This window comes from Pseudoxanthomonas taiwanensis (genome assembly GCF_010093135.1).
In the GTDB taxonomy this organism is placed as follows: domain Bacteria; phylum Pseudomonadota; class Gammaproteobacteria; order Xanthomonadales; family Xanthomonadaceae; genus Pseudoxanthomonas; species Pseudoxanthomonas taiwanensis.
This window is the reverse complement of sequence record NZ_PDWK01000048.1, coordinates 1-23,965: the sequence shown is the minus strand read 5'-3', so window position 1 is coordinate 23,965 and position 23,965 is coordinate 1. Positions and strand designations below refer to the sequence as shown.

Sequence of the window (23,965 nt, the reverse complement as noted above, 5' to 3'; positions counted from 1 at the left end):
CCGTCTCCCCGCCCTGCTGGGCGTGGCCGCGCTGGCCGTGGCCGGCATCGGCCTGGTGCTGCACGCCTGGCAGATCCCGCCCTTCCGCAGCGCCGTGCAGCGCACCGAGGACGCCCAAGTGCAGGGCCAACTGACCGTGGTCGCGCCGCAGGTGGAGCGCTACGTCACCCGCGTGGCGGTGCAGGACTTCCAGGCGGTCCGCCGCGGCCAGCTGCTGGTGCGGATCGACGACCGCGTGTACCGGCAGCAGCTGGACCAGGCCCTGGCCCAGCTGCAGGCCGCGCGCGCCAGCCTGGCCGCCTGGGAACAGCAACGCCGCACCGCGGCCGCCGCCAGCGCCCAGGCCGCCGCGCAGGTGCAGGCCCGCGACGCGCAGCGCGAACGCGCCGGTGCCGCCTGGCACCGCGCCGACGAGCTGGCCGCGCAGCGCCTGGTCTCGCAGCAGGACCGCGAGACCGCCCTGGCCGGCGACCGCCAGGCCCGGGCCGAGCTGGCCCAGGCACAGGCCGCACTGCTGGCGGCGCGGGAGAACGAGCGCAGCGTCGAGGTCGGCCGCCAGGTGCTGGAGGCGCAGGTGGCCGCCGCCGAGGCGGTGGAGCTGGCCAGGATCCGCCTGGACGACACCCGCGTGCTGGCCCCGCGCGACGGCCGTCTCGGCCAGGTGGCCGTGCGCGAGGGCGCCTACGTGGCCACCGCCACCCAGCTGATGGCGCTGGTGCCGGAGGAACTGTGGGTGGTGGCCAACTTCAGGGAGACGCAGATGGCGCGCATCCGCGAGGGCCTTCCGGTGCGCTTCACGGTGGACGCGCTGGACGGCCTGGTCCTGTCCGGCCACGTGGAGCGCATCGCACCGGCCACCGGCGCGCAGTTCTCGGTGCTGCCGCCGGACAACGCCACCGGCAACTTCGTCAAGATCGCCCAGCGCATCCCGGTGCGCATCCGCATCGACCCGGGCCAGGACGCGGCGCTGGCGCGGCTGGCCCCGGGCATGTCGGTGGTGGTGGCGGTGGACACCGCCGCCGCGCCTGGCGGCGCCGCGGTGGCCGGCATACGCTGAAGCAGGGCAACCCCAGAGGAACACCGCACCGTGTCCATCGATTACCGCGCCATGCTCGCCGTCGCCCTCGAGGAGGCCCGCCAGGGCCTGGCCGAGGGCGGCATCCCGATCGGCGCCGCGCTGTTCACCCGCGACGGCCGCCTGCTCGGCCGCGGCCACAACCGCCGCGTGCAGGAGAACGACCCGTCCGTGCACGCCGAGACGGACGCCTTCCGCAAGGCCGGCCGCCAGCGCTCCTACCGCGACACCGTCATGGTCACCACGCTCTCGCCGTGCTGGTACTGCAGCGGCCTGGTCAGGCAGTTCGGCATCGGCACCGTGGTCATGGGCGAGGCGGTCAACTTCCAGGGCGGGCACGAGTGGCTGCGCGAACAGGGCGTGGCGGTCATCGACCTCAACAATGCCGAGTGCATCCGCATGCTCGGCGACTGGATCGCCGCCAACCCGCACGTGTGGAACGAGGACATCGGCGCGGACGGCGCCTGCGGCCACGCGCGCTGAGCGCCCGCACGCGGCGTGAAGGGACGGTGATTCTCACCGCCTGCACGCCGCCGCCCCCAGACTCGGGCCATGCCCGAGTCCTCCGACGACCTGGTCGTCCTGCGCCCGGAAGGGCTCTACTGCCCGCCCGGCGGTTTCCACATCGACCCGTGGCGGCCGGTGCCGCGCGCGGTCATCACGCATGGCCACGGCGACCATGCCCGTCCCGGCATGGGCGAGTACCACTGCAGCCGCGACGGCGTGGCGGTCCTGCGCTGGCGCCTGGGCGAACAGCAGGTTCATGCGCACGACTACGGCGAGGCCTTCACCCTCGGCCGGGCGCGGGTCTCGCTGCATCCGGCCGGGCACGTGCTGGGCTCGGCCCAGGTCAGGATCGAGGCCGATGGCCGGGTCTGGGTCGCCTCGGGCGACTACAAGCGCCAGCCCGATTCCACCTGCGCCGCGTTCGAACCGGTCCGGTGCGACACCTTCATCACCGAGGCGACCTTCGGGCTGCCTGTGTACCGCTGGCCGGACACGCGCCAGGTCGCCGCCGACATCGTGCGGTGGCGGCGGCAATGCGCCGGGCGCGGCGAGGCCGCCATCCTGTACTGCTACGCGCTGGGCAAGGCACAGCGCGTGCTGGCCGAGCTGCGCGACCTCGACGACGTGCCCGCGCTGCTGCACGGCGCGATCGACGCCGGCGTGCAGGTCTACCGCCAGGCCGGCATCGCCATGCTGGAGACCGAGCGCGTCGCCGACCTGCCGCGCAACGCCGACTGCGCCGGGCACCTGGTGATCGCCCCGCCCTCGGCCGCGGGCAGCGCCCGGCTGCGCCGCTTCCGCCGCGCCCAGCACGGCTTCGCCTCCGGCTGGATGCGGATCCGCGGCAACCGCCGCCGGCGCAACGTGGACCGCGGCTTCGTCATCTCCGACCACGCCGACTGGCCCGACCTGCTGCGCACCATCGCCGACACCGGCGCGCGCCGGATCATCGCCACCCACGGCAACACCGACGCCCTGGTGCGCCACCTGTGCGAGCAGGGCGTGGCCGCCGAGTCCTTCCATACCGGCTACGGCGACGAAGCCCCGCAGGATGCCGCCACGGCCGGGCGGGCGCGGGAGCCGGACGCATGAGGCGCTTCGCGGCCCTGTACCGCGAGCTGGACCGCAGCACCGCCACCGGCGACAAGCGCGGCCCTGGTCGCCTATTTCCGCGATGCGCCGCCGGCGGACGCGGCCTGGGCCCTGCACCTGCTCTCCGGCGGCAAGATCTCCGGCGCCGGCCGCAAGATCGCCGCCAGCGGCGAACTGCGCGCCTGGGTGGGCGAAGTCGCCGGCCTTCCCGGCTGGCTGGTGGACGACAGCTACTCGCAGGTGGGCGACCTGGCCGAGACCGTGACCCTGCTGCTGGACGACCCGCCCGATGCCGGCGCCGACGTGCCGCTGTCGGAGTGGATCGAACGGCGCCTGCTGCCGCTGGCCAATGCCGCGCCGGAAGTGCGCCGCGCCGCGGTCACCGCGGCCTGGCGCAGCCTCTGCTTCGACGAACGCCTGGCCTTCAACAAGCTGCTGACCGGCTCGCTGCGAGTGGGCGTGTCGCAGCGGCTGGTGCAGCAGGCGCTGGCCGAGCTGTCCGGCGTGGACATCGCCCGCATCGCCCAGCGCATGCTTGGCGCCTGGACGCCCGATGCCGACTGGATGGCGCACCTGCTCGATCCGCGCGAGCGCCCCGGCGACCGCCAGCAGCCCTATCCGTTCTTCCTTGCCTCGCCGCTGGAGGCCACACCGGAGAGCCTGGGTCCGATCGACGAGTGGCTGCTGGAATGGAAGTGGGACGGCATCCGCGTGCAGCTGATCCGCCGCGACGGCGGGGTGGCGCTGTGGTCGCGCGGCGAGGAGCGCCTGGATGGCCGCTTCCCCGAGATCGAGCAGGCCGCCGCGGCGCTGCCGGACGGAACCGTGCTCGACGGCGAACTGCTGGCCTGGCGCGACGACGGGGACGCGCCGCTGCCGTTCACCGCGCTGCAGACCCGCATCCAGCGGCGCAAGCCGGGCGCGAGGACCCTGGCCGACACGCCGGAGCGGGTGGTGGCCTACGACCTGCTGGAGCTCGGCGGCCAGGACCTGCGCGGGCTGCCGCAGCTGGAACGCCGCGCGCGCCTGGGGCAGGTGCTGGCGGCGCTGGATGACCCGCGCATCGCGCTGTCGCCGCGGGTGCAGCCCGCCAGCTGGGAACACGCCGCCGGACTGCGCAGCCAGTCGCGCGAGCGCGGCGTCGAGGGCCTGATGCTCAAGCGCGCCGGCGCCGCCTACCAGTCCGGGCGCCGCCGCGGCGACTGGTGGAAGTGGAAGGTCGATCCACTGACCATCGATGCGGTGCTGCTCTACGCCCAGGCCGGTCACGGCCGCCGCAGCACCCTGTTCACCGACTGCACCTTCGGCCTGTGGCACGAGGGCGCGCTGGTGCCGGTGGCCAAGGCCTACTCCGGCCTGGACGATGCCGAGATCCTCAAGCTGGACCGCTGGATCCGCGCCCACACCATCGAGCGCTTCGGCCCGGTGCGCGCGGTGGAACCGGTGCAGGTGTTCGAGCTGGGCTTCGAGGCGGTCAACCGCAGCCGCCGGCACAAGTCCGGCATCGCCGTGCGCTTCCCGCGCATCCTGCGCTGGCGCCACGACAAGCCGGCCGCCGAGGCCGACGTGCTGGCCGCCCTGCAGGCGCTGGCGCGATGAGCCCGGCACAGCCACCGCCACCCGCACCGCCACGACCGTCCGCGGCCGCGTTGCGCCGCGCGCGCAGGCAGCTGGAGGCCTGGTTCGCGCAGCGTGGATGGACGCCGCTGCGCTTCCAGCGCGGGGTCTGGCGCCGCGCCCTGGCCGGCGGGTCGGGCCCGCTGCACACACCCACCGGCAGCGGCAAGACCCTGGCGGTGGCCGGCGTGTCCCTGCTCGAGGCGCTGGCACGCGCCGAATCCGCGCCAGCCACGAAGCGCCGCATGCGCGCCGCCGAGGCGCATCCGCTGCGCCTGCTGTGGATCACCCCGCTGCGCGCGCTCGCCGCCGACACCGCCCGCGCGCTGCGCGAACCGGCAGCGGCGCTGGGCCTGGACTGACGCGTGGGCCAGCGGACCGGCGATGCCAGCACGCGCGACCGCCGCCTGGCGCGCGAGGGCGGGCTCGACGCGCTGGTGACCACGCCCGAGTCGCTGGCCCTGCTGCTGTCCTATCCCGACGCGCCGGAGCGGCTGCGCGCGCTGGACATGGTGGTGGTCGACGAGTGGCACGAGCTGCTGGGCAACAAGCGCGGCGTGCTGCTGCAACTCAGCCTCGCGCGCCTGCGCGCGCTGCGCCCCGGGCTGCGCATCTGGGGCCTGTCGGCCACGCTCGGCAACCTCGTACAGGCGCGCGAGGTGCTGCTGCCGCACGCGCCGGATGCCGCACTGGTGGGCGGCACCCGTGCACGGCCGGTCGTGGTGCACACCCTGCGCCCGGGAGGCGGCGAACGCTTCCCCTGGGCCGGCCACCTCGGCCTGGGCCAGCTGGCGCGCGTACTGGATCGCCTGCTGGCGGTGCGCAGCAGCCTGCTGTTCACCAACACCCGCGCCCAGGCCGAGCTCTGGCACCAGGCGCTCGCTGCGGTCTGGCCCGAGGATCCGGCCACCCTCGCCCTGCACCACGGCTCGCTGGATCCGGCCCTGCGCGGCGCCGCCGAGCAGGGCCTGCGCGAGGGCACGGTGCGCTGCGTGGTGGCCACCTCCAGCCTGGACCTGGGCGTGGATTTCCCTGCGGTGGACCAGGTGCTGCAGCTGGGCAGCCCCAAGGGCGTGGCGCGCCTCCTGCAGCGCGCCGGCCGTGCGCGCCACCGTCCCGGCGAACCGGGCGAGGTCACCTGCATCCCCACCCATGCGCTGGAACTGGTGGAGTTCGCCGCCGCGCGCCGGGCGATCCGCGATGGCCGCGTCGAAGCGCGCCTGCCGCCGCGCCGTCCGCTGGACGTGCTGGCCCAGCACTGCGTCAGCTGCGCCCTGGCCGGCGGCTTCGAGCCGGACGCGCTGCTGGCCGAGGTGCGCGGGACCCATGCCTTCGCCGGGCTGGACGAGCCGACCTGGCAGGCGGTGCTGGACTTCATCGTCCAGGGCGGACGCGCACTGTCGCACTACCCGGACTTCCACAAGGTGGTGCGCGCCGCGGACGGCCGCTGCGTGGTCCAGGACCGGCGCGTGGCCCTGCGCCACCGCCTGTCGATCGGCACCATCACCAGCGACGGCAGCGTCACCGTGCGCCTGCTGCGCGGCGGCACGCTGGGCGCGGTGGAGGAACAGTTCGTCGGCCGCCTGCGTCGCGGTGACCGCTTCCGCTTCGCCGGCCGCCTGCTGGAGCTGGTGCGGCTGGAGGACATGACCGCCTACGTGCGCCTGGCCCGTGGCGGCGAGGGTGCGGTGCCGACCTGGCGCGGCGGGCGCATGCCGCTGTCCTCGCAACTGGCCGACGGGGTGGAGCGGTTGCTGGCCGTGCCCGACGGCTCGCCCGAGCTGCTCGCGCTGGCGCCACTGCTGGCGCTGCAGGAGCGCATCTCCGCCCGGCCCGGCCCGGACCGCCTGCTGGTCGAGCGGCTCCGCCTGCGCGGGCGCCAGCACCTGTTCGTGTACCCGTTCGGCGGGCGCCAGGTGAACGAGGGCCTGGCCGCGCTGTTCGCCCTGCGCTGGGGTCGGCTGCAGCGCAACAGCTTCGCCTTCGCCGCCAACGACTACGGCCTGGTGCTGTCGCCGGCGCAGGCGGCGCCGGTGGACGAAGCCCTGCTGCGGGCGATGTTCTCGCCGGCAGGGCTGGAGGCCGACCTACGCCAGGCGCTCAACCTGGGCGAGCTGGCGCGCCGCCGCTTCCGCGAGATCGCCCGCGTTTCCGGCCTGCTGATGCCGTCCCTGCCCGGCCGCCAGCTGCGCAGCCTGCGCCAGCTGCAGGCCTCCTCCGGGCTGCTGTTCGACGTGCTCAGCCGCCACGATCCCGGCCACCTGCTGCTGGCCCAGGCCGGGCGCGAGGTGCTGGAGGGCGAACTGGAACTGGCGCGGCTGGAGCAGGCGCTGCGCGACCGCGGTTCGCGCGGGCTGGTGCTGGCCACCCCGCCCGGACTGACGCCGCTGTCGTTCCCGCTCTGGGCCGAGGGCCAGCGTGGCCAGCTCAGCACCGAGGACTGGCGCACCCGCGTGCGCCGCGCCGCCGAACGGCTGGAGCGCCGCCATGGACGCTGAGTGGCGCACGCGGCTGGCCGGCGAGCCGGTGCACCTGCTGGGTGGCCGCGCGCTCTGGCGCCCGCGGGCGCGCGCCCTGCTGGTGGCCGACCTGCACCTGGGCAAGGGCGATGCGTTCCGCCGCGCCGGCCTGGCGATCCCCGGCGGCGGCACCGCGCTCGACCTGCGGCGCCTGGATGCGCTGCTGGCCGGGTATCCGGCCGAAGTGCTGTGGATCCTCGGCGACCTGCTGCACGGCCCGGCACCGCGCGCACACTGGCTGGCGGCGTGGCGGACCTGGCGCGCAGGCCATCCCGGCTTGCGCATCCGCGTGCTGCGCGGCAACCACGATCGCGCCTTCGCCGCCTCCGTGCTGGACGTCGAGGACGCCGGCGGTGAACAGCGCGACGGCCCGTTCCTGCTGCGCCACGATCCGCGCCCGGCACCCGGTGCGCACGTGCTGTGCGGCACGTGCATCCGCTGGCCGCCCTGCCCGGCCTGCACCGGCGCTGGCCGGCGTTCTGGCTGCGCGAAGGCCTGACCGTGCTGCCGGCGTTCTCGGCCTTCACCGCGGGTGTCGCGGCGCGCCTGCGGCCGGGCGAGCGCCTGGTGGCCTGCGTCGAAGGCGCGGCCATCGCCCTGCCGGAGGCCCCCGCCGGCTGAGCGGCATGCTCAGCTCTGCGCCGCCGCCCAGTCCACCGCCGGATACTCGCCCGGGCCCAGGAACAGGCGCAGCACCTCCTTGAAGGCCTGCATGCCGTTCTCGCTGTTGGTCAGCAGCACCAGGCTCTCGCCGCTGTCGGGGTCGAGCATGAAGAAGGCCTTGAAGCCGGGGTTGTCGCCCCAGTGCCAGAGGCGGGTGCGGCCTTCCACGGTCTCCAGGCCCACGCCCAGGCTCCAGTCGATGTGCGGGTCCACCGGCACCGGGACGGCCTGGTCCTCGGCGTCGCTGGAGCGGGTCTTCAGCAGCGCGTGGCTGGCCGGGGTCAGGCCCTCGCCGCGGTACAGCGCCCGTTGCAGGAAGCGGCTGTACTCGCGTGCGGTGGTCACCAGGGTCCAGGCGGTGTTCTCCCAGCCGAACACGCGGTCGGCCAGCACCTCGCCGTCCCTGCCGTGGCCGTTGGCGTTGCGCGCGGCCGATTCCGGATCGGTCAGGTAGCGGCTGCCGGGCATGCCGAACACGTCGAACACCTCCTCGCGCGCCAGCCGTTCCCAGCGCCTGCCGGTCAGGTGTTCGAGCGTGCGCTGCAGCAGGTAGAAGCCCTCGCCGGAATACGAGTAGCGCGCCCCGGCCTCGAACAGGCTTTGCAGCGGTGTGCCGTCGATGGCCGGGTTGGACGGGGAGATCTCCCAGTTCTTCAGTCCGGTGGTGTGGTTGAGCACCATGCGCGCGGTGATGCGGCGCGCCTGCGGGTTGTCCTTCGCGCGCGGCGAGGGCCAGTACTCCCACAGCGGCCGGTCCAGCTCGATCAGGCCGCGGTCCACCAGGCGCAGGGTGACGTAGGCGCCGACCACCTTGGACAGCGAGGCGGCCTGGAACAGGGTGTCGGCCTCCACCGCGCGCCCGCCGTCGGCGCGCATGCGCCCGTATTCGATCGCCTGCTCGCGGCCGTCGCGCACGTGCACCAGCTGCGCGCCCGGGATGCCGTGCCGCTGCATGATGGCGGCGAAGGCGGCGGCGCGCGCCCCGTCCACCGCCACCCCCTGCGGCGTGGCATCGGCCGGCATGGCGTGGACGGCCGCCGGCCACAGCAGGACCAGCACGGCGGCCAGCAGGCACGACAGGCGCTTGTTCTTCCCCATTCTCCCCTCCCCTCGGGGGCCCGGCATGGGCCCGGAGCCGACCCACGAGCATAGCCGCGCGCCGCCGCCGCGGCAGCCGGGGTGCGGGCCGGCGGCCGGCCCCCCGGCATCAACGCCGCCCGCGGACGCGGCCGGCGGCACCGGTCAGAGGATGTAGCGGCTCAGGTCCGGATCCTGGACCAGCTCGCCCAGGTGCTCGTCCACGTAGGCACGGTCGATGGTCACCGCCTGGCCGTCGCGGTCCGGCGCCTCGTAGCTCAGGGTGTCGAGCAGGCGCTCGAGCACGGTATGCAGGCGGCGGGCGCCGATGTTCTCCTGGCGCTCGTTCACCAGCGCGGCGATCTCGGCGATGCGTTCGATGGCATCGGCGGTGAACTCCAGCTTCACCCCCTCGGTGGCCATCAGCTCCACGTACTGGCGGGTCAGCGCGGCCTTGGGCTCGGTGAGGATGCGCACGAAGTCCTGCTTGCTCAGCGGCGACAGCTCCACGCGGATCGGGAAGCGGCCCTGCAGCTCCGGGATCAGGTCGGAGGGCTTGGCCAGGTGGAAGGCGCCGGAGGCGATGAACAGGATGTGGTCGGTGCGCACCGTGCCGTACTTGGTGGCCACGGTGGAACCCTCCACCAGCGGCAGCAGGTCACGCTGCACGCCCTCACGGCTGACGTCGCCGCCACCGATGGTGTCGCCGCGCCTGGCCACCTTGTCGATCTCGTCGATGAAGACGATGCCATTCTGCTCGCAGGCCTCGATGGCCGCGGCGCGGATGTCCTCCTCGTTGACCAGCTTGGCCGCCTCCTCCTCGATGAGCATGGGGCGGGCCTGCCGGATGGTGAGGGTGCGCTTGTGGGTGCGGCCGCCGCCCAGGCTGGCGAACATCTGCCGCAGCTGCTGGCCCATCTCCTCCATGCCCGGCGGGGTCATGATGTCCACGCCCACACTGGTGGCCACGTCCAGCTCGATCTGGCGCTCGTCCAGCTCGCCGGCGCGCAGCATCCTGCGGAACTTGGCGCGGGTGGCGTCCTCGGGCCCAGACACCTGCACCTCGGCGGTGGCCGCGTCGAACGGCAGGCCCGCCTGGCGGCGCGGCAGCAGCGCGTCGAGGATGCGCTCCTCGGCCCGCTCCTCGGCCTGCAGGCGCACGCGTGCCTTGGCCTGCTCGCGGTACATCTTCACCGCGGTGTCGGCCAGGTCACGGATGATCTGCTCCACGTCCTTGCCCACGTAGCCCACCTCGGTGAAGCGGGTGGCTTCCACCTTCACGAACGGCGCATTGGCCAGGGTGGCCAGACGCCGCGCGATCTCGGTCTTGCCCACGCCGGTGGGGCCGATCATGAGGATGTTCTTGGGCATGACCTCGTTGCGCAGCTCCGGCGCCAGCTGCATGCGGCGCCAGCGATTGCGCAGGGCGATGGCCACCGCGCGCTTGGCGGCCTGCTGGCCGACGATGTGCCGGTCCAGCTCCTGCACGATCTCGCGCGGGGTCATGGTGGGGGAGGTGTTCTCTGCCATTGGGGCCTGTCCGGGAAGTTGCGGGGAATCGGGAACGCAGCGGCGTCCGGCCGCGCGGCACGCGCGGCGCGGGGCCTCACAGTTCCTCGACCACCACGTTGTGGTTGGTGTAGATGCAGATGTCGCCGGCGATGCGGATCGCCTCGGTGGCGATGGCGCGTGCGTCCAGCTCCGTGTGCGCCATCAGCGCGCGCGCGGCCGACAGCGCGTAGCTGCCGCCGGAACCGATGGCGATGATGCCGTCCTCCGGCTCGATCACGTCGCCGGTGCCGCTGATGACCAGCGAGGTCTCCCTGTCGGCCACCGCCAGCAGCGCCTCGAGCTTGCCCAGGCGGCGCTCGGTGCGCCAGTCCTTGGCCAGTTCCACCGCGGCGCGGGTCAGCTGGCCGTGCTTCTCCAGCTTGGCCTCGAACAGTTCGAACAGGGTGAAGGCGTCGGCGGCGGCGCCGGCGAAGCCGGCCAGCACCTGGCCGTCGCGGCCCAGACGCCGCACCTTGCGGGCATTACCCTTCATCACGGTGTGGCCGAGCGTGACCTGGCCGTCGCCGGCGATGGCCACCTTGTCGCCGCGGCGCACGCAGACGATGGTGGTGGCGTGGAAGACATTGGGATTCTGGCTGGGGTCCATGCGGCCTCCGGGGGTGACAAGGCCCTCAGTTGGGGCGACCGCCCGCCGGTTCAAGTCACCCGCGGTGGAACGGGGCCGTCGGAGTCAGGCCGGCGGCGCCGCGTGTCGGTGGTGCAAGCCCACGCACAGCAGCGCCACCACCAGCAGCACGCCGTACTCCATGCCGTTGCGGCCCAGCCCGACCACGAACCAGCCCTCCGGCAGATGCACCAGGACCAGGCCGGCCAGGTAGATGGCGGCAAAACCCGGGCTGAGCGGGAACACGAACCGGCCGACCGCGAACAGCGCCGAGCCGGCGATCTCGTATCCGGTCACCGCCCAGGCGATCACCGGGCCGGCCGGCAGGCCCCTGTCGTCCAGCCACTGGCCGAACGGCACCACCGCGTCCGCGAACAGGCGCGCCCAGCCGTGGGCCGCGATCAGCAGCGCCAGCACGATGCGCAGGGTGGCCCAGAGCACCTCGTCCTGCCGGTTCATTGTCGCCTCCGGTTCGTCGGATGGTGGCGGTGCCGATGGTAGCCGCACCCGGCGGCGGCGGCGTCAATCTGCGGCACGGGCCGGATCGCCGTGAATCGGCGCCGGCGGGCCGGTCACGCCCACCTCCACGCCGGCCTGGAACGGCAGGGTCGGAGCCTGGCCGCGGTGGTGGCCGGGTGGTGGAAGAAGTGCCGCAGCAGCGCCGGAATTGCCCACCTGCCCCTGCCCGGCCATTTGCCGCAGGCCAGGTGGGCGGGTGTCGGCTCCTCCAACCGGCGCAGGATCAGCCCGCCCAGCCCATCCCGGTAGCGGCACAGGCCGCCCAGGTGATCGGCCAGCGGCTGCCCGGGCGATGCCGACGTCGGGAACGCCTCCGGCGCCCGCAGCGCGGCGAAGCCCCGTCCGGCACCGCGAAACGGTGCAGCCAGTCGTGTCGGCCACCGCGGTGCGGTTGAGCATGCCGGGGATCGAACCGGACACCGCGCCGCGGTCGGCCGCCAGGGCCGCACGGTCCAGGTGCGATGCCGCGTCGTACATGCGCGCGTTCATACCGGTTGTATCCGGCCATGCGCCGGACCGCCGCCAGGTCCATCGCCCTGCTCCCCGCGCCGCCTACGCCGCCCCGCCGGCCTTGCCGGAGGCGAACATCTCCAGTACCTGCTGCTCGGTGAACTTCGGCGTCTGGTTGACCAGGTCGTAGTACGGCAGCTTGCAGTCGATGAAGGTCTGGCCGGTGATGCGCAGCTCGTCGCTGTCCAGCGTGCCGGCGGCCACGAAGTGGTCGCCGCTGGCGTGCACCTTGCAGTACAGGTGGGTGCCGCAGACCTGGCAGAAGGCACGCTCGGCCCACTCCGAGGAAGCGTAGGTGCGCACCTTGTCCGCGCCTTCGCTGATCCGCACGTCCGGCCCGCAGTGCACCGCCAGCATCGGCCCGCCGCCCCAGCGGCGGCAGATCCCGCAATGGCACACGCCGATCCCGCGGCGGTCGTCCGGCACGGTGAAGCGCACCGCGCCGCACAGGCAACGTCCGTTCATGGCCTCTCCCTCTCTTCGCGCGTTGGGTGGAGCGGCGGCGTTCACGAAGCCCGCGCGGCCACCCGCTATCCTTGCCGCACCGCGCGGACCGGCGGCCCCTTCCGCGTGGCAGGACGCAGCCGGCCCCTTCCTCCACGTGCCCGCGTCCCGTGCCATGTCCGCCACCAGCTCCCGCCAAGCCCCGGCCCTGCCGCCCGACCGCCTGCTCGAACTGGCGGGTGCGGCGCAGCAGGGCATCGGCGTGTTCGACGAAACCGACCGGCTGGTCTACGCCAACGGCTTCTACCGCCAGCTGCTGTGCCTGGAGGAGGACACCTGGCCGACCTGGCAGGAGATCCTGCGCGCCAACCACCGCGACCAGAGCGGCAACCGCATCGCCACCGCGGACTTCGAGGCCTGGATCGCGTCGGCAGCCTCGCGCCGCGGCAAGCAGCCGTTCCGCGCGTTCGAGGCCGACATGCACGGCGACCGCTGGGTGCACGTCACCGAGACCACGCTGGCCAACGGCTGGATGCTGTGCATCCTCACCGACATCACCGAGCTGGGCGCCGACGAGCGCACCCTGCGCCAGCAGCGCGACCTGGCCCTGCGCGCCGCGCTGACCGATCCGCTGACCGGCCTGGGCAACCGCCGCCACATGCAGGAGGCGCTGGCCGCAGCGCACGCCCGCCACGGGCTGCGCGGCGCGGCGCTGGTGCTGCTGGACATCGACCACTTCAAGCGCGTCAACGACACCTTCGGCCACGACCAGGGCGACCTGCTGCTGCGGCATTTCGCCGGGCGCATCCAGGCGCAGGTGCGGCGCGGGGACCTGGCCGCGCGCTGGGGCGGCGAGGAATTCCTGCTGCTGCTGCGCGACGTGACCCCGGAGGCCGCCGGCCAGGTGCTCGAGCGGCTGTTCCGGGACGTGCGCGACGGCGTGCCGCTGCCGCGGCACCCGGAGTTCCGCTACAGCTGCTCGGCCGGACTGGCCTTCGTGCGCGACGGCGAGGCGCTCAAGGACGTGCTGCGGCGCGCCGACCAGGCGCTGTACGCGGCCAAGAGNGACGGCCGCGACCGCTGGATGCCAATGCGCTAGCCGGCCCCGCTCGCGGGCCCGCCCCCCCGGGTCACAGGCCAGGCATGGCGGCAGCCTGCCGGGCCGCTTTGCTTCGCGCGCCCCTCCTTTGCGACCTGACCACTCCCCGGATGCGCCATCTCTCCTGCCCGGTCTTCCTGATGTCGAGCAGGCGATCGTTCACCGACGGGGCGGACTGCATGAGGAAGTTCTCGAGCAGGTTGATGTTGCGGGCGGGTACGCGCCTGCCGGAAGGGGCTTCGAAGAAAAAGGATCACCAGGGATCCCCTGCCACAGTCGGCAAGCGCCTCGTTGCACTTGTGCAGCTTGTGGTGGGTGAAGCATTCCTGGCCGAAACCCTTCGTGGCCCTGCCCACGCACACCGGCGTGGTCCCGCCGCCGGACCGCATGGCAGACACGTAGCACCCGCTCTTCTTCCTGATGGACGGTGCGCCTTGAAGGAGGCATCCGCCTCCGCCCGCCCGACCACGCGCGCGGACCTTCCCTCGTATACGGGCACCTTGTACGGCCCCGCTACCACGAACTCCGTCATCCCCGCCTCCCCCACCGGGCGCCCCAAAGGCGAAAAACCGCATCCGTCTTTTGTTCCGCCCCTTGTCCCCAGGGCGGGCACCGCCGGCCCAGGCTACGGTTTCCGGCGCGCGCGCGGGTGCGCCGCGTCGTACACCCGGGCCAGGTGCTGGAAGTCCAGGTGGGTGTAGATCTGGGTGGTGGCGATGTTGGCGTGGCCCAGCAGTTCCTGCACGCCACGCAGATCGCCGGAGGACTCCAGCACGTGGCTGGCGAAGCTGTGCCGCAGCATGTGCGGGTGCACGTGCTTGAACAGCCCCTGGCGGACGGCCAGCTGGCGGACGCGGACCTGCACCGCACGGGCGCTGATCGGCCCGCCGCCGCGCCCGGGAAACACGAACCCGTCGCCACCGGCGCCGGTGGAGGCGCGCCACTGCGCCAGCGCGGCGCGCGCGTGCGAGCCGACCGGCACGTTGCGCTGCTTGCCGCCCTTGCCCAGCACGGTCACGCTGCCCAGGTCCGGGGCGAAGTCGCGCCAGCGCAGCGCGCACAGCTCGGACAGGCGCAGACCCGAGGAATAGAACAGCTCCAGCAGGGCGCGGTCGCGCAGGCCCAGCGGCGCGTCGGTGGGCACCTCCACCAGGCGCACGGCCTCGTCCACGTCCAGCACCTGCGGCAGCCGCCGCAGCGCGCGCGGGGCGCGCACACCGGCGGCCGGGTTGGCGGCGAGGTGGCCGTGGCGCAGCAGCCAGGCGTAGTAGCTGCGGCAGGCCGACAGGCGGCGCTGCAGGCTCTTCGGCGACAGCCCGCGGCGGTGCTCGTCGGCCACGAAGCGGCGCAGCGCGGCGCCGTCCAGCGCCTGCGGCTCGCCGGCGCCGTTGGCCGCGGCCCACTCGCGCAGGGCCTCCAGGTCGCGGCGGTAGGCATCGAGCGTGTGCGCCGACATGGCCCGCTCCACGCGCAGGTGCTCGAGGAAAGCGTCGATGCCGGTCATGGCGGAGGCGGCGGGCATGGGGCCATCATGCGCGCCCGGCGCGGGCCTGCGCCAGCCCGCCGGCGCGAGGGGCTCAGGCGTCGAAGCGCTGCGCGGCCACGACCAGGGCCTCGCCCATCATGCGCAGGAACAGCGTGCCCATGCCCGGGTAGAAGCGGTTGGGATCGCGGCTGCCCACCGCCACCAGGCCGACACCGGCCAGCGGCAGCAGGGCGCTGGACTGCACCTCGTCGCTGCGTCCACCGTACAGCACCGCGTTCTTCTCCGCCTGCAGGCGCCCGCACAGCGGCTCGCCCTCGCGCAACGCATCGCGGAACGGCTGCAGCTCGGGGCTGTCCTCGGCGCGCACCAGCAGCCACTCGGCGTCCTCCATGCCTTCCACCGGGCGGAAGGACACGATCCGCACCAGATCTCCGTTGAAGTCCTCGGCCAGCGAGGCGGCCATCGCGCGCAGGGTGTCGGCATAGCTGCGCTGGCGCATCAACGACAGGGTCAGCTGGTGGGTGCGCACCGCCAGGCGTTCGTTGACCTGGGCGTTGGCCGACAGCTCGGCCAGGCGCCGCTGCAGCTCGCGGTTCTTGTCGCGCAGCACCTCCAGCTGGTAGCTGGCCAGCGAGGCGGCGCGGCCGTCGTCGCGCGGCACCACCAGGCTCAGCGCCAGGTCGGGGAACTGCTTGAGGAAAGTCGGGTTGCGCCGCAGGTAGGCCGCCACCTCGTGCGCGCCCAGTTTCTCCTGCCTGTCCTGGAGTTCGCTCATTCCTGCCATTCCCCTTCGAACACGAAAGCCGCCGGTCCGGCCATGATGACCTCTGCCCCGTCCGAGGGCCAGCGGATGTGCAGCTCGCCGCCGGGCAGCGCCACCGTGGCCTCGCGCGCCAGCCGGCCGCGCCGCACCAGCGCCACCACCGCCGCGCAGGCGCCGCTGCCGCAGGCCAGGGTCTCGCCGGCGCCGCGCTCGTACACGCGCAGGCGGACGCGGTCCGGCGCCAGCACCTGGGCGAAGCCGACGTTGACCGACTGCGGGAAGGCCGGCGAACGCTGCAGCGCCGGGCCGAGCCCGGCCACGTCGGCCGTGTCCACGTCCTCCACTTCGATCACCGCGTGCGGATTGCCCATGGACACCGCGCCGAACGCCACGCGGCGGCCCTCCACCTCCAGCACGTACTCGGCCTGCGGCGCGGCGAAGCCCCGCAGCGGCACCGCTGCCGGCTCCAGGCGCGGCACGCCCATGGCCACGGCGTAGCGGCCATCTTCCAGGCGCCGCACCTCGTGCAGGCCGGCAGGGCTGTCCAGCAGGAAACGGTCGCCGCGCGCGGCACCGTCGCGCACCAGCCAGGCGGCCACGCAGCGCGCGCCGTTGCCGCACTGCCCGGCCGCGCTGCCGTCGGCGTTCCAGATGCGGTAGGTGGCCACCGCAGCGGGGCTGCGCGGCGGCTCGACGGTGAGGATCTGGTCGCAGCCCACGCCGCGGTGGCGGTCGGCCAGGCGCGCGGCCAGGGCCGCGTCCGGCGGCGGGCTCCCGTCGCGCAGGTCGAGCACGACGAAGTCGTTGCCCGCCCCGTGCATCTTGCTGAAGCGCAACCGCTCAGCCATTCGGGCCACCGGCCGGCTCCGGCGTGGCGGGCGGGGCCTGGGCCGGCTCGTCGGCCCGGTCCTCCGGCGCCCCGGCCGGCGGCGGCGCCTCGCCGGCCGGTTCCTCCGGCGCCGGCAGGGTCTGTTCGACGGGGACCGGCTTCTGCGGCATCACCAGCGGCCCCTTGTTGCCGCAGGCGGCCAGCAGCAGCACGGCGGGCACGGCGGCCAGCAGGCGGAATCGGATGTTCATGCGCGGAAGTATAGCGGCCGCATGCATGCACGCCGCGTGGGGATCAGGCCGGCGGCTCCGGCCGCCGCCACAGCCAGGCGCCGACCGCGGCCATGCACAGCAGCGGCAGCGCCACCATCCAGCCGCGGTGCGAAGGCACGGCCGCCATCACCGCCAGCAGCACGGCGGCGCAGACGAGCATCGTCCAGGTGGCGGCCCGCTTGGCGCGCCGCGGCACGGCGCGGTGCCGCTGCCAGGCCAGGATCACCGGCCCGAAGCGCGGATCGGCCAGCAGCCCGCGGTGCAGGCGCTCCGAGCCGCGGGCCGCGGCCCAGGCGGCGACCAGCACGAACACGGTGGTCGGCATGCCCGGCAGGAAAGCGCCGATGATGCCCAGGGCGAGGCTGGCATAGGCCAGCAGCCACCAGGCCCAGCGGAAGCGGTTGCGGCCGTCCATCACCCCATCATAGGCGCGGGCGGGGCGCCGCCGCCTCCAGCCGCCGCCCGTGCGCAGGCGGCGGCCGTGTGCCTCACTTCGGTGCGTGGGCCACGTCCAGCTGGTCGAGCACGAAGGCGTAGTACTCGGCCATCTCGCGGAAGCGGCGGAAGCGGCCGGACTTGCCGCCGTGGCCGGCGTCCATGTTGGTGCGGAACACGATCGGGTGCGTGCCGGTGTTCATGTCGCGCAGGCGCGCCACCCACTTGGCCGGTTCCCAGTACTGCACCTGCGAGTCCCACAGGCCGGTGCCGACGAACATGGCCGGGTAGGCCTGCTCGCGCACGTTGTCGTAGGGCGAATAGGACAGCATGTACTCGTAGTACTGCGGCTGCTCGGGGTTGCCCCACTCGTCGTACTCGTTGGTGGTCAGCGGGATGGTCGGGTCGAGCATGGTGGTGACCACGTCCACGAACGGCACCTGCGCCACCATCACCCGGTAGTCGGACGGCGCCTCGTTGGCCACCGCGCCCATCAGCAGGCCGCCGGCGCTGCCACCCATGGCCGCGACGCGGCCGGGCGCGGCATAGCCCTGGCGCACCAGCTCGCGGGTCACGTCGATGAAATCGTTGAAGGTGTTGCGCTTCTTCAGCAGCTTGCCGTCCTCGTACCACTGCCGGCCCATCTCCTGGCCGCCGCGGATGTGGGCGATGGCGTAGACCATGCCGCGGTCCAGCAGGCTGATCACCGAGGCGTTGAACGACGGGTCCATGGAGATGCCGTAGCTGCCGTAGCCGTACTGCAGCATCGCCGCGGTGCCGTCCTTGCGCAGGCCCTTGCGGTACACCAGCGACACCGGCACCTTCACCCCGTCGCGCGCGGTGACCCACACGCGCTCGGTGACGTACTGCGCCGGGTCGTAGCCGAGCACCGGCTGCTGCTTGAGCAGGCGGCGCTCGCCGGTGACGGTGTTCAGCTCGTAGGTCGTGGCCGGCGTGGTGAGCGAGGTGTAGGTGTAGCGCAGCCACACCGAGTCCGGCTCCGGGTTGGCCGACAGGCCCATCGAGTAGGCCGGCTCGTCGGCGGCCACGTAGTCCTGGCGGCCGTCGCCGCGCAGCAGGCGGATCCGTTCCAGGCCGTTGGAACGCTCGGCCACCGCGGTGAAGCCGTCGAACAGCTCGAAGCCCTCGATGAACACCGCCGGGTCGTGCGGCAGCAGGTCCTGCCACTGCGCGCGCGAGGTGGCGTCGCTGGGCGCGGTGACCAGCTTGAAGTTGGTGGCGCCGCCGGCGTTGGTGCGGATCACCCAGCGGCCGCCGTGGTGGTCGGCGTCGTACTCGACGTCGCGCTCGCGCGGAGCCAGCACGGTGAACTGGCGCGGGTCGTCGGCCGGGGCGTAGCGCGTCTCCGAGGAGACGGTGCTCTCCAGCCCGATGACGATGAAGCGGTCGTCGCGGGTGCGGCCGATGCCCATGTAGAAGCTGTCGTCGTGCTCCTCGTAGACCAGCTCGTCCTGCTCCACCGGGGTGCCGAGCACGTGCTTCTTCACGCGCACAGTCAGCAGCGTCTCCGGGTCGTTCTCTACGTAGAACAGGGTGCGGTTGTCGTCGGCCCACACCAGGTTGGGCGACACGCCGGTGATCGCCTCCGGGTAGTCCTCGCCGGTCTCCAGGTTGCGGAAGCGCACCGTGTACTGGCGCCGGCCCACCGCGTCCTCGGCCCAGGCCAGGATGCGGTTGTCCTGGGTGACGGCGTAGTCGCCGACGGCGAAGTAGTCCTTGCCGGCGGCCATCGCGTTGACGTCCAGCAGCACCTGCTCGCCGGCGAAGTCGCCGCGCTCGTTGGCCGCCTGGATGGACAGCGCGTCCACGCCCGGGCCGTCGGGGCGGCGCGCGTGGATCGGATAGTCCTTGCCCTTCTCGTAGCGCGAGTAGTACCACCAGCCGCGCTCGCGGTACGGCACCGTGCTGTCGTCCTGCTTGATGCGGGCGACGATCTCGTCGTAGAGCTGGTCCTGCAGCGGGCGCAGGCGCTCCATCACCGCGTCGGTATAGGCGTTCTCGGCCTGCAGGTAGCCGATCACCTCGGGGTCCTGGCGGCTGTCGTCGCGCAGCCAGTAGTACGGGTCCTGGCGGGTGGCGCCGAACGGCGCCTTCACCTCGTGCGGCTTGCGCGCCGCGTCCGGGGGGACGGGAGCGGCGGCGCCGGGAGTCGGGGGAACGNTCATCAGGAAGGCCGCGAACAGGAAGGGGATGGTCTTCATATGGGGTCCGGGTGGTGGCTTGCAATGCCCGGTCCCGCGGCCTGGCGGCCCGCGGGACCGGCCCTCCCCCCGCGGTGCGGGGAAGGGGCCGCCGGCATCACTTGGCCAGGCGCTGCCAGAGGAAGGTGTAGGCCAGGGCCTGCATGTGCGCGGCCTGGGCGTTGTTCGCCGCGCCGCCGTGGCCGCCTTCGATGTTCTCGTAGTAGGTCACGTCCTTGCCGGCGTCGATCATCTTCGCCGCCATCTTGCGCGCGTGGCCCGGGTGGACGCGGTCGTCGCGCGTGGAGGTCAGGAAGATCACCGGCGGGTACTCCTTGGCCGGGTCGAACAGGTGGTACGGCGAGAAGGTCCTGATGAACTCCCAGTCATCAGTGTCCGGGTTGCCGTACTCGGCCATCCACGAGGCGCCGGCCAGCAGCTTGTTGTAGCGCTTCATGTCCAGCAGCGGCACCTGCACCACGACCGCACCGAACAGCTCCGGGTACTGGGTCAGCATGTTGCCGGTCAGCAGGCCGCCGTTGCTGCCGCCCTGCACGCCCAGGTGCCGCGGCGAGGTGATCCTGCGCTTGACCAGGTCCTGCGCCACCGCCGCCATGTCCTCGTAGGCCTTGTGGCGGTTGGCCTTGAGCGCGGCCTGGTGCCAGCGCGGGCCGTACTCGCCGCCGCCACGGATATTGGCCACCGCGTACACGCCGCCGTTGGCCAGCCAGGCGCGGCCCAGGCCGCCGGAGTACGACGGAGTCAGCGAGATCTCGAAGCCGCCGTAGCCGTACAGCAGGGTCGGCGCGGTACCGTCCAGCTTCAGGTCCTTCGGGCGCACCAGGAAGTACGGCACGCGGGTGCCGTCCTTGCTGGTGGCAAAGTGCTGCTCGATCACGTGGCGGCTGCCGTCGAAGAACGACGGCATCGCCTTCAGCTGCTCCGGCGCCTGGCCGATGGTGGCCAGCGACAGGGTGGTCGGGGTCAGGTAGTCGGTGGCGGTCAGCCACACCGCGTCGGACTCGTCACTGTCCACCGCGGCGACGGACAGCGTGCCGAAGGACGGGGCGCCGGCGAACGGCTCGCGCTTCCAGCCGCCCTCGCCCGGGGTGAGCACGTACAGGCGGTTCTTCACGTCCTCCAGGACGTTGAGCACCAGGTGCGAGCGGGTCCAGGTGAAGCTGGCCAGCGAGCTGCGCTCGGTCGGCTCGAACAGCACCTCGAACTCGCGCTTGCCGGCCATGAACTCGTCGAACCGGGCCGCCAGCAGCGAGCCGGCCTGGTAGGTGCGGCCGCCCACCGTCCACGGCTCGCGCAGCTCCAGGGTCAGCCACTGGCGCTTGACGCTCTTGTTGGCCGAGTTGGGCGCGTCCACCTTGACCAGCCGCCCGTCCTTGCCGACCAGGTACAGCTCGTCGTTGTAGAAGGCGATGGTGCGGCTGACGAAGTCGCGCTCGAAGCCGGGCGTGTCGTCGTGGAAGGCGGCGATGTACATGTCGTCGGGCCTGCCCTCGTACACCACCTCGGCCGCCTCCAGCGGGGTGCCGCGCCTCCAGCGCTTGACGATGCGCGGGTAGCCGGAGGTGGTGGTCGAGCCGTCACCGAAGTCGGTGTACACGTACACCGTGTCCTGGTCGATCCAGCCCAGGCCGCCCTTGGCCTCCGGGCGGAAGAAGCCGCCCTCGACCCAGCTGCGGGTCCGCAGGTCGAACTCGCGGGTCACGTCGGCGTCGGCGCCGCCGCGCGAGAGCGCGATCAGGCAGCGCTCGTAGGCCGGGCGCAGGCAGTCGGCGCCGTGCCAGACCCAGTTCTCGCCCTCGGCCCTGTTCAGCGCATCCAGGTCCAGGACCACTTCCCAGGCCGGGTCGGGCTTGCGGTACTCCTCCAGCGTGGTGCGGCGCCAGACGCCGCGCTCGTGGTGCCGGTCCTTCCAGAAGTTGTAGTAGTAGTCACCGATCTTCTGCACGACCGGGATCTTGGCGTCCGAGTCCAGCACCTCGCGGATGCCGGCCTCCATGCGCTTGAACTCCGGGGTGGAGGCCAGCGCGGCGTCGGTGCGCGCGTTCTGCGCGCGGACCCACTCCAGCGCCTTTTCGCCGGTGACTTCCTCCAGCCACAGATACGGATCCTCGGCCATGGCCGTCTCCTGGGCGGTGGCGGCGCCGGCGGCGATGAGGCCGGCGAACGCGCAGACCTGGGCGAAACGCGACATCGGTTACTCCATGCGGGAAAAGCAACCGCTGACGCTAGCACAGACGGCAGGTCCGGCCACCTGCCGATGGTCAGCCCCGCCCGGCGACCTCAGGCGACCTCAGGCGGCGCGGGCCAGGCGCTGGCGGGCGGGGCGGCGGCAGCGGCGGGCCTGGGTGCGCGGGCGCAGGCGCCGTGCCGCCTCGGCCAGGCGCCGCGGCGCCGGCAGGCGGAAGCGGTGCAGCGCCCACCAGGCGCTCAGCGGCATGGCCAGCAGCCACAGCAGGGTCAGCCCCAGCCACTGGCTGCGCCACGGCAGCACCAGGGTCAGCAGTGCACCGGCGGCTACGGCCAGGCGCAGGGCCTGGTCCAGGCGCGGGTCGGGCGGAAGGGGACGGGGCGTCTGGCGCATGGCGGTCTCCTCGGGATGGCGACCCCGGCAGGTTGCCGGGCCGCCATCTCAGGGACTGCGACCGTCAGCGCTCGTAGTTGGACAGGGCCAGGGCCAGCAGCGACTTGGCCTGCTCGCGCAGCGAGGCCGGCTCGACGATCTCGGCGTCGGCACCGTAGTGCAGCACGTCCATCAGCAGCTCGCGCGGCACGCTGTAGGGCACCTTCAGCTCGTAGCGGCCGTCGGGCAGGAACCGGCCCTGCTGCCTGGAGTGCCAGTGCTCGTCGGCCACCCAGCGTGCGACCTTGGGACTGAAGACGATGGTGGCCCAGCCCTTGGGCTCGCCGGAGAAGATGCCATAGCTGGAGGCGAAGTGCTGGTCCAGCACCTCCTCCTCCACGTCCCGCGCCGGCTCGTCCAGGCCGCGCGCGTGGAAGATGCGGTCCACGGCGAAGCTGCGCAGCCCCTCGCGCTCGTGGTCCCAGGCGTCCAGGTACCAGTTGTCGCGGTAGTGGGTGATCCGCTGCGGCGAGACCCGGCGCCGGGTCACCTCGTCGGTGGAGCGGGCACGGTACTCGAAGGCCAGCTGCCTGCGCTCCAGCACCGCCGAGGCGACGGTGCGGAACACCGCTTCGTCGAGGCGGCGGCCGCGGTGCGGGATCACCCGCACCCGCTCCACCGGCCAGCGGCTGACCCCGGCCTGGGCGGCCAGCAGGCCCTCGATGCGCTGCTGCAGCGGCGCCAGCACCGAGGACAGCACGCCGGCACCGGTGCGGCGCAGCAGCTGCTGCGAGGCCAGCAGCGCGTACAGCTCCTCGGAGCTGAGCCACAGCCCCGGCAGCTCGAAGCGCTCGCTCTCGCCGGCGGCGTAACGGAACCCGGCCTCGCCGTCGCCCTCGATCGGCGCCATCAGCGCATCGCGCAGGAACGCCAGGTCGCGGTACACGGTGGCGCGCGAGCAGCCCAGCTCCTCCTGCAGGCGCGGCACCGTCACCGGATAGCGCGCGGCCTTGAGGATGCGGTGCAGCGCGTTGATGCGTTCGTAGCGGTCCATGGCGCGATTATGGCCCGTCCACGGCGGCAGCGGGACGACACCCTCCGGCATGGCAGAATCCCCGGCGCGGGGCGCCGGCCCCGGCCGTCCATGAGGGGAAACAGCATGCGTGGCGACGACCGTTGGACCCGGCCCGCGGCCGGGGCGGCACCTTGAGCGCGCCTGCGCGGCCGGCCCGCGCCTGGCTGCCCGCCGCCGCCGACGCGCTGGGCAGCACCGGCGCCGGCCTGCTGGTCTGGCTGGCGGTCAGCGGCGCGATGCTGGGCAGCGCCGCGCCCGTGCAGCAGCTGGCCTGGCTGCGGATGGGCGGCTTCGGCCTGGGCCTGCTGCTGGTGGCCTGCGCCCTGCCCGCACTGTGGACGCTGCCGGCGCCCTGGCGCGGCCGCGCCGTGCTGGCCTGGGCGCTGGCCCTGGCCGGCGCCGGCGTGCTGCTGGCCCTGCAGCGCTGGCCGCTGCCCGGAAGCCCCTGGCCGGCCCTGGTGGCCACCGCCACCACGCTGTGCGCGCTGGCGATGGTGGCCGCGGCGCAGGATCCGGCCGGCGCGCCGCCGCTGGCGGTGCCCACGCGGCTGGCCCTGGCCCTGCTCGGCGGCGCCGGCGTGCTGTTCGCCCTGCTGGCGCTGCGCTGGCCGGGCGCACCGCTGGCGGCCGCGCCGGCACCCGCGTTCCTGCTGCTGGGCGTGCTGGCGGTGGCACTGCGGCTGGCCGGCCGGCACGGCCGCGCCGGACTGCGCGGCTCGCTGCCGGTGGCCGCGCTGTTGCTGCTGCTGCCGGCGCTGCTGGTGCTGCCGCTCTACGCCTGGCCCGGCTGGAGCCGGATCGCCTGGCCGGCGGCGGCGCTGAGCGTGCTGGCCGGCCTGCTGGCCGAACGCCTGGCGCGGGCCGGGAACGACGGCTAGCAGCTTGTTGAAATTCTCCTGCGCCAGAGCTTGCTTTCAAGCCCTCTGTTTGCGATATCGACCTCAGCCATAGTGGAGGGCGTGGGATGCGCGGTGCAGACGTCACTCAGGAATCGTTGTTCACGGTCGCCAAGCTCGCCGACTTCG

At 73.4% G+C, this 23,965-nt stretch carries 19 protein-coding genes and 3 pseudogenes; 8 read left to right on the top strand and 14 right to left on the bottom strand.

Annotated elements, in window-relative coordinates; all coding sequences use genetic code 11:
* The 6 genes and pseudogenes from CR938_RS09945 to pdeM form a co-directional block, all read left to right on the top strand.
* The coding region (locus tag CR938_RS09945) for an HlyD family secretion protein (RefSeq protein WP_246191035.1) at window positions 1–1,057 on the top strand (1,057 nt) is incomplete at its 5' end.
* Between the two features lie 51 nt (window positions 1,058–1,108).
* Window positions 1,109–1,558: a nucleoside deaminase gene (locus CR938_RS09940; RefSeq protein WP_162124863.1), complete on the top strand. Its 450-nt coding sequence runs from the start codon at window positions 1,109–1,111 to the stop codon at window positions 1,556–1,558.
* A 69-nt stretch (window positions 1,559–1,627) separates the two neighbouring features.
* Window positions 1,628–2,674 (top strand): ligase-associated DNA damage response exonuclease, encoded by a 1,047-nt coding sequence (locus CR938_RS09935; RefSeq protein WP_162124861.1) that lies wholly within the window; start codon window positions 1,628–1,630, stop codon window positions 2,672–2,674.
* Window positions 2,671–4,273: pseudogene (locus CR938_RS09930) on the top strand (ATP-dependent DNA ligase). The gene CR938_RS09935 and the pseudogene CR938_RS09930 overlap by 4 nt, the downstream one beginning before the upstream one ends.
* Window positions 4,270–6,789: pseudogene (locus CR938_RS09925) on the top strand (ligase-associated DNA damage response DEXH box helicase). The pseudogenes CR938_RS09930 and CR938_RS09925 overlap by 4 nt, the downstream one beginning before the upstream one ends.
* Window positions 6,779–7,431: pseudogene (gene pdeM, locus CR938_RS09920) on the top strand (ligase-associated DNA damage response endonuclease PdeM). The pseudogenes CR938_RS09925 and pdeM overlap by 11 nt, the downstream one beginning before the upstream one ends.
* 9 nt (window positions 7,432–7,440) lie before the next feature.
* Here the strand turns inward: pdeM and CR938_RS09915 are convergent.
* From CR938_RS09915 to CR938_RS09895, 5 genes are all read right to left on the bottom strand, one after another.
* The gene (locus tag CR938_RS09915; protein WP_162124860.1) at window positions 7,441–8,571 is read right to left on the bottom strand and encodes a serine hydrolase domain-containing protein; all 1,131 of its coding nucleotides are present in this window, start codon (window positions 8,569–8,571) and stop codon (window positions 7,441–7,443) included.
* Between the two features lie 144 nt (window positions 8,572–8,715).
* Window positions 8,716–10,080, bottom strand: a complete 1,365-nt coding sequence (gene hslU / locus CR938_RS09910; RefSeq protein ID WP_162124859.1) for an ATP-dependent protease ATPase subunit HslU — start codon at window positions 10,078–10,080, stop codon at window positions 8,716–8,718.
* Between the two features lie 76 nt (window positions 10,081–10,156).
* Window positions 10,157–10,708, bottom strand: coding sequence for an ATP-dependent protease subunit HslV (hslV, locus tag CR938_RS09905; RefSeq protein ID WP_162124858.1), 552 nt, complete (start codon window positions 10,706–10,708; stop codon window positions 10,157–10,159).
* 84 nt (window positions 10,709–10,792) lie between these two features.
* Window positions 10,793–11,185 (bottom strand): DoxX family protein, encoded by a 393-nt coding sequence (locus tag CR938_RS09900; protein WP_162124857.1) that lies wholly within the window; start codon window positions 11,183–11,185, stop codon window positions 10,793–10,795.
* Between the two features lie 612 nt (window positions 11,186–11,797).
* Entirely contained in the window at window positions 11,798–12,220 is a 423-nt protein-coding gene (locus CR938_RS09895) for a GFA family protein (RefSeq protein ID WP_162124856.1), read from the bottom strand.
* Between CR938_RS09895 and CR938_RS09890 the strand changes: the two genes are divergently transcribed.
* Window positions 12,219–13,298, top strand: coding sequence for a GGDEF domain-containing protein (locus tag CR938_RS09890; RefSeq protein ID WP_425502436.1), 1,080 nt, complete (start codon window positions 12,219–12,221; stop codon window positions 13,296–13,298). The two genes, CR938_RS09895 and CR938_RS09890, sit on opposite strands and share 2 nt — an antisense overlap.
* A gap of 625 nt (window positions 13,299–13,923) precedes the next feature.
* Here CR938_RS09890 and xerC read toward each other — a convergent pair.
* From xerC to CR938_RS09845, 9 genes are all read right to left on the bottom strand, one after another.
* Window positions 13,924–14,802 (bottom strand): tyrosine recombinase XerC, encoded by an 879-nt coding sequence (gene xerC, locus CR938_RS09885; protein ID WP_162124862.1) that lies wholly within the window; start codon window positions 14,800–14,802, stop codon window positions 13,924–13,926.
* 73 nt (window positions 14,803–14,875) lie between these two features.
* Window positions 14,876–15,559, bottom strand: coding sequence for a DUF484 family protein (locus CR938_RS09880; protein WP_162124854.1), 684 nt, complete (start codon window positions 15,557–15,559; stop codon window positions 14,876–14,878).
* Window positions 15,556–16,395 (bottom strand): diaminopimelate epimerase, encoded by an 840-nt coding sequence (gene dapF / locus CR938_RS09875; protein ID WP_162124853.1) that lies wholly within the window; start codon window positions 16,393–16,395, stop codon window positions 15,556–15,558. The genes CR938_RS09880 and dapF overlap by 4 nt, the downstream gene beginning before the upstream one ends.
* A complete protein-coding gene (lptM, locus tag CR938_RS09870) occupies window positions 16,388–16,627 on the bottom strand; it encodes an LPS translocon maturation chaperone LptM (protein WP_162124852.1) in 240 nt (79 codons plus the stop codon). Before lptM ends, dapF begins: the two co-directional genes overlap by 8 nt.
* A gap of 43 nt (window positions 16,628–16,670) precedes the next feature.
* Window positions 16,671–17,063, bottom strand: a complete 393-nt coding sequence (locus CR938_RS09865; protein WP_162124851.1) for a YbaN family protein — start codon at window positions 17,061–17,063, stop codon at window positions 16,671–16,673.
* 73 nt (window positions 17,064–17,136) lie between these two features.
* Window positions 17,137–19,305 carry a S9 family peptidase gene (locus CR938_RS09860; RefSeq protein ID WP_162124850.1) on the bottom strand — a complete coding sequence of 723 codons (2,169 nt, stop codon included), beginning with the start codon at window positions 19,303–19,305 and terminating at the stop codon, window positions 17,137–17,139.
* Between the two features lie 97 nt (window positions 19,306–19,402).
* Window positions 19,403–21,496: a prolyl oligopeptidase family serine peptidase gene (locus CR938_RS09855; protein ID WP_162124849.1), complete on the bottom strand. Its 2,094-nt coding sequence runs from the start codon at window positions 21,494–21,496 to the stop codon at window positions 19,403–19,405.
* A 99-nt stretch (window positions 21,497–21,595) separates the two neighbouring features.
* Window positions 21,596–21,886 (bottom strand): hypothetical protein, encoded by a 291-nt coding sequence (locus CR938_RS09850; protein WP_162124848.1) that lies wholly within the window; start codon window positions 21,884–21,886, stop codon window positions 21,596–21,598.
* Between the two features lie 64 nt (window positions 21,887–21,950).
* Window positions 21,951–22,919 carry a helix-turn-helix transcriptional regulator gene (locus CR938_RS09845; protein ID WP_162124847.1) on the bottom strand — a complete coding sequence of 323 codons (969 nt, stop codon included), beginning with the start codon at window positions 22,917–22,919 and terminating at the stop codon, window positions 21,951–21,953.
* A 152-nt stretch (window positions 22,920–23,071) separates the two neighbouring features.
* Between CR938_RS09845 and CR938_RS09840 the strand changes: the two genes are divergently transcribed.
* Window positions 23,072–23,818 carry a hypothetical protein gene (locus CR938_RS09840; RefSeq protein WP_162124846.1) on the top strand — a complete coding sequence of 249 codons (747 nt, stop codon included), beginning with the start codon at window positions 23,072–23,074 and terminating at the stop codon, window positions 23,816–23,818.
* Window positions 23,819–23,965: the final 147 nt, after the last annotated feature.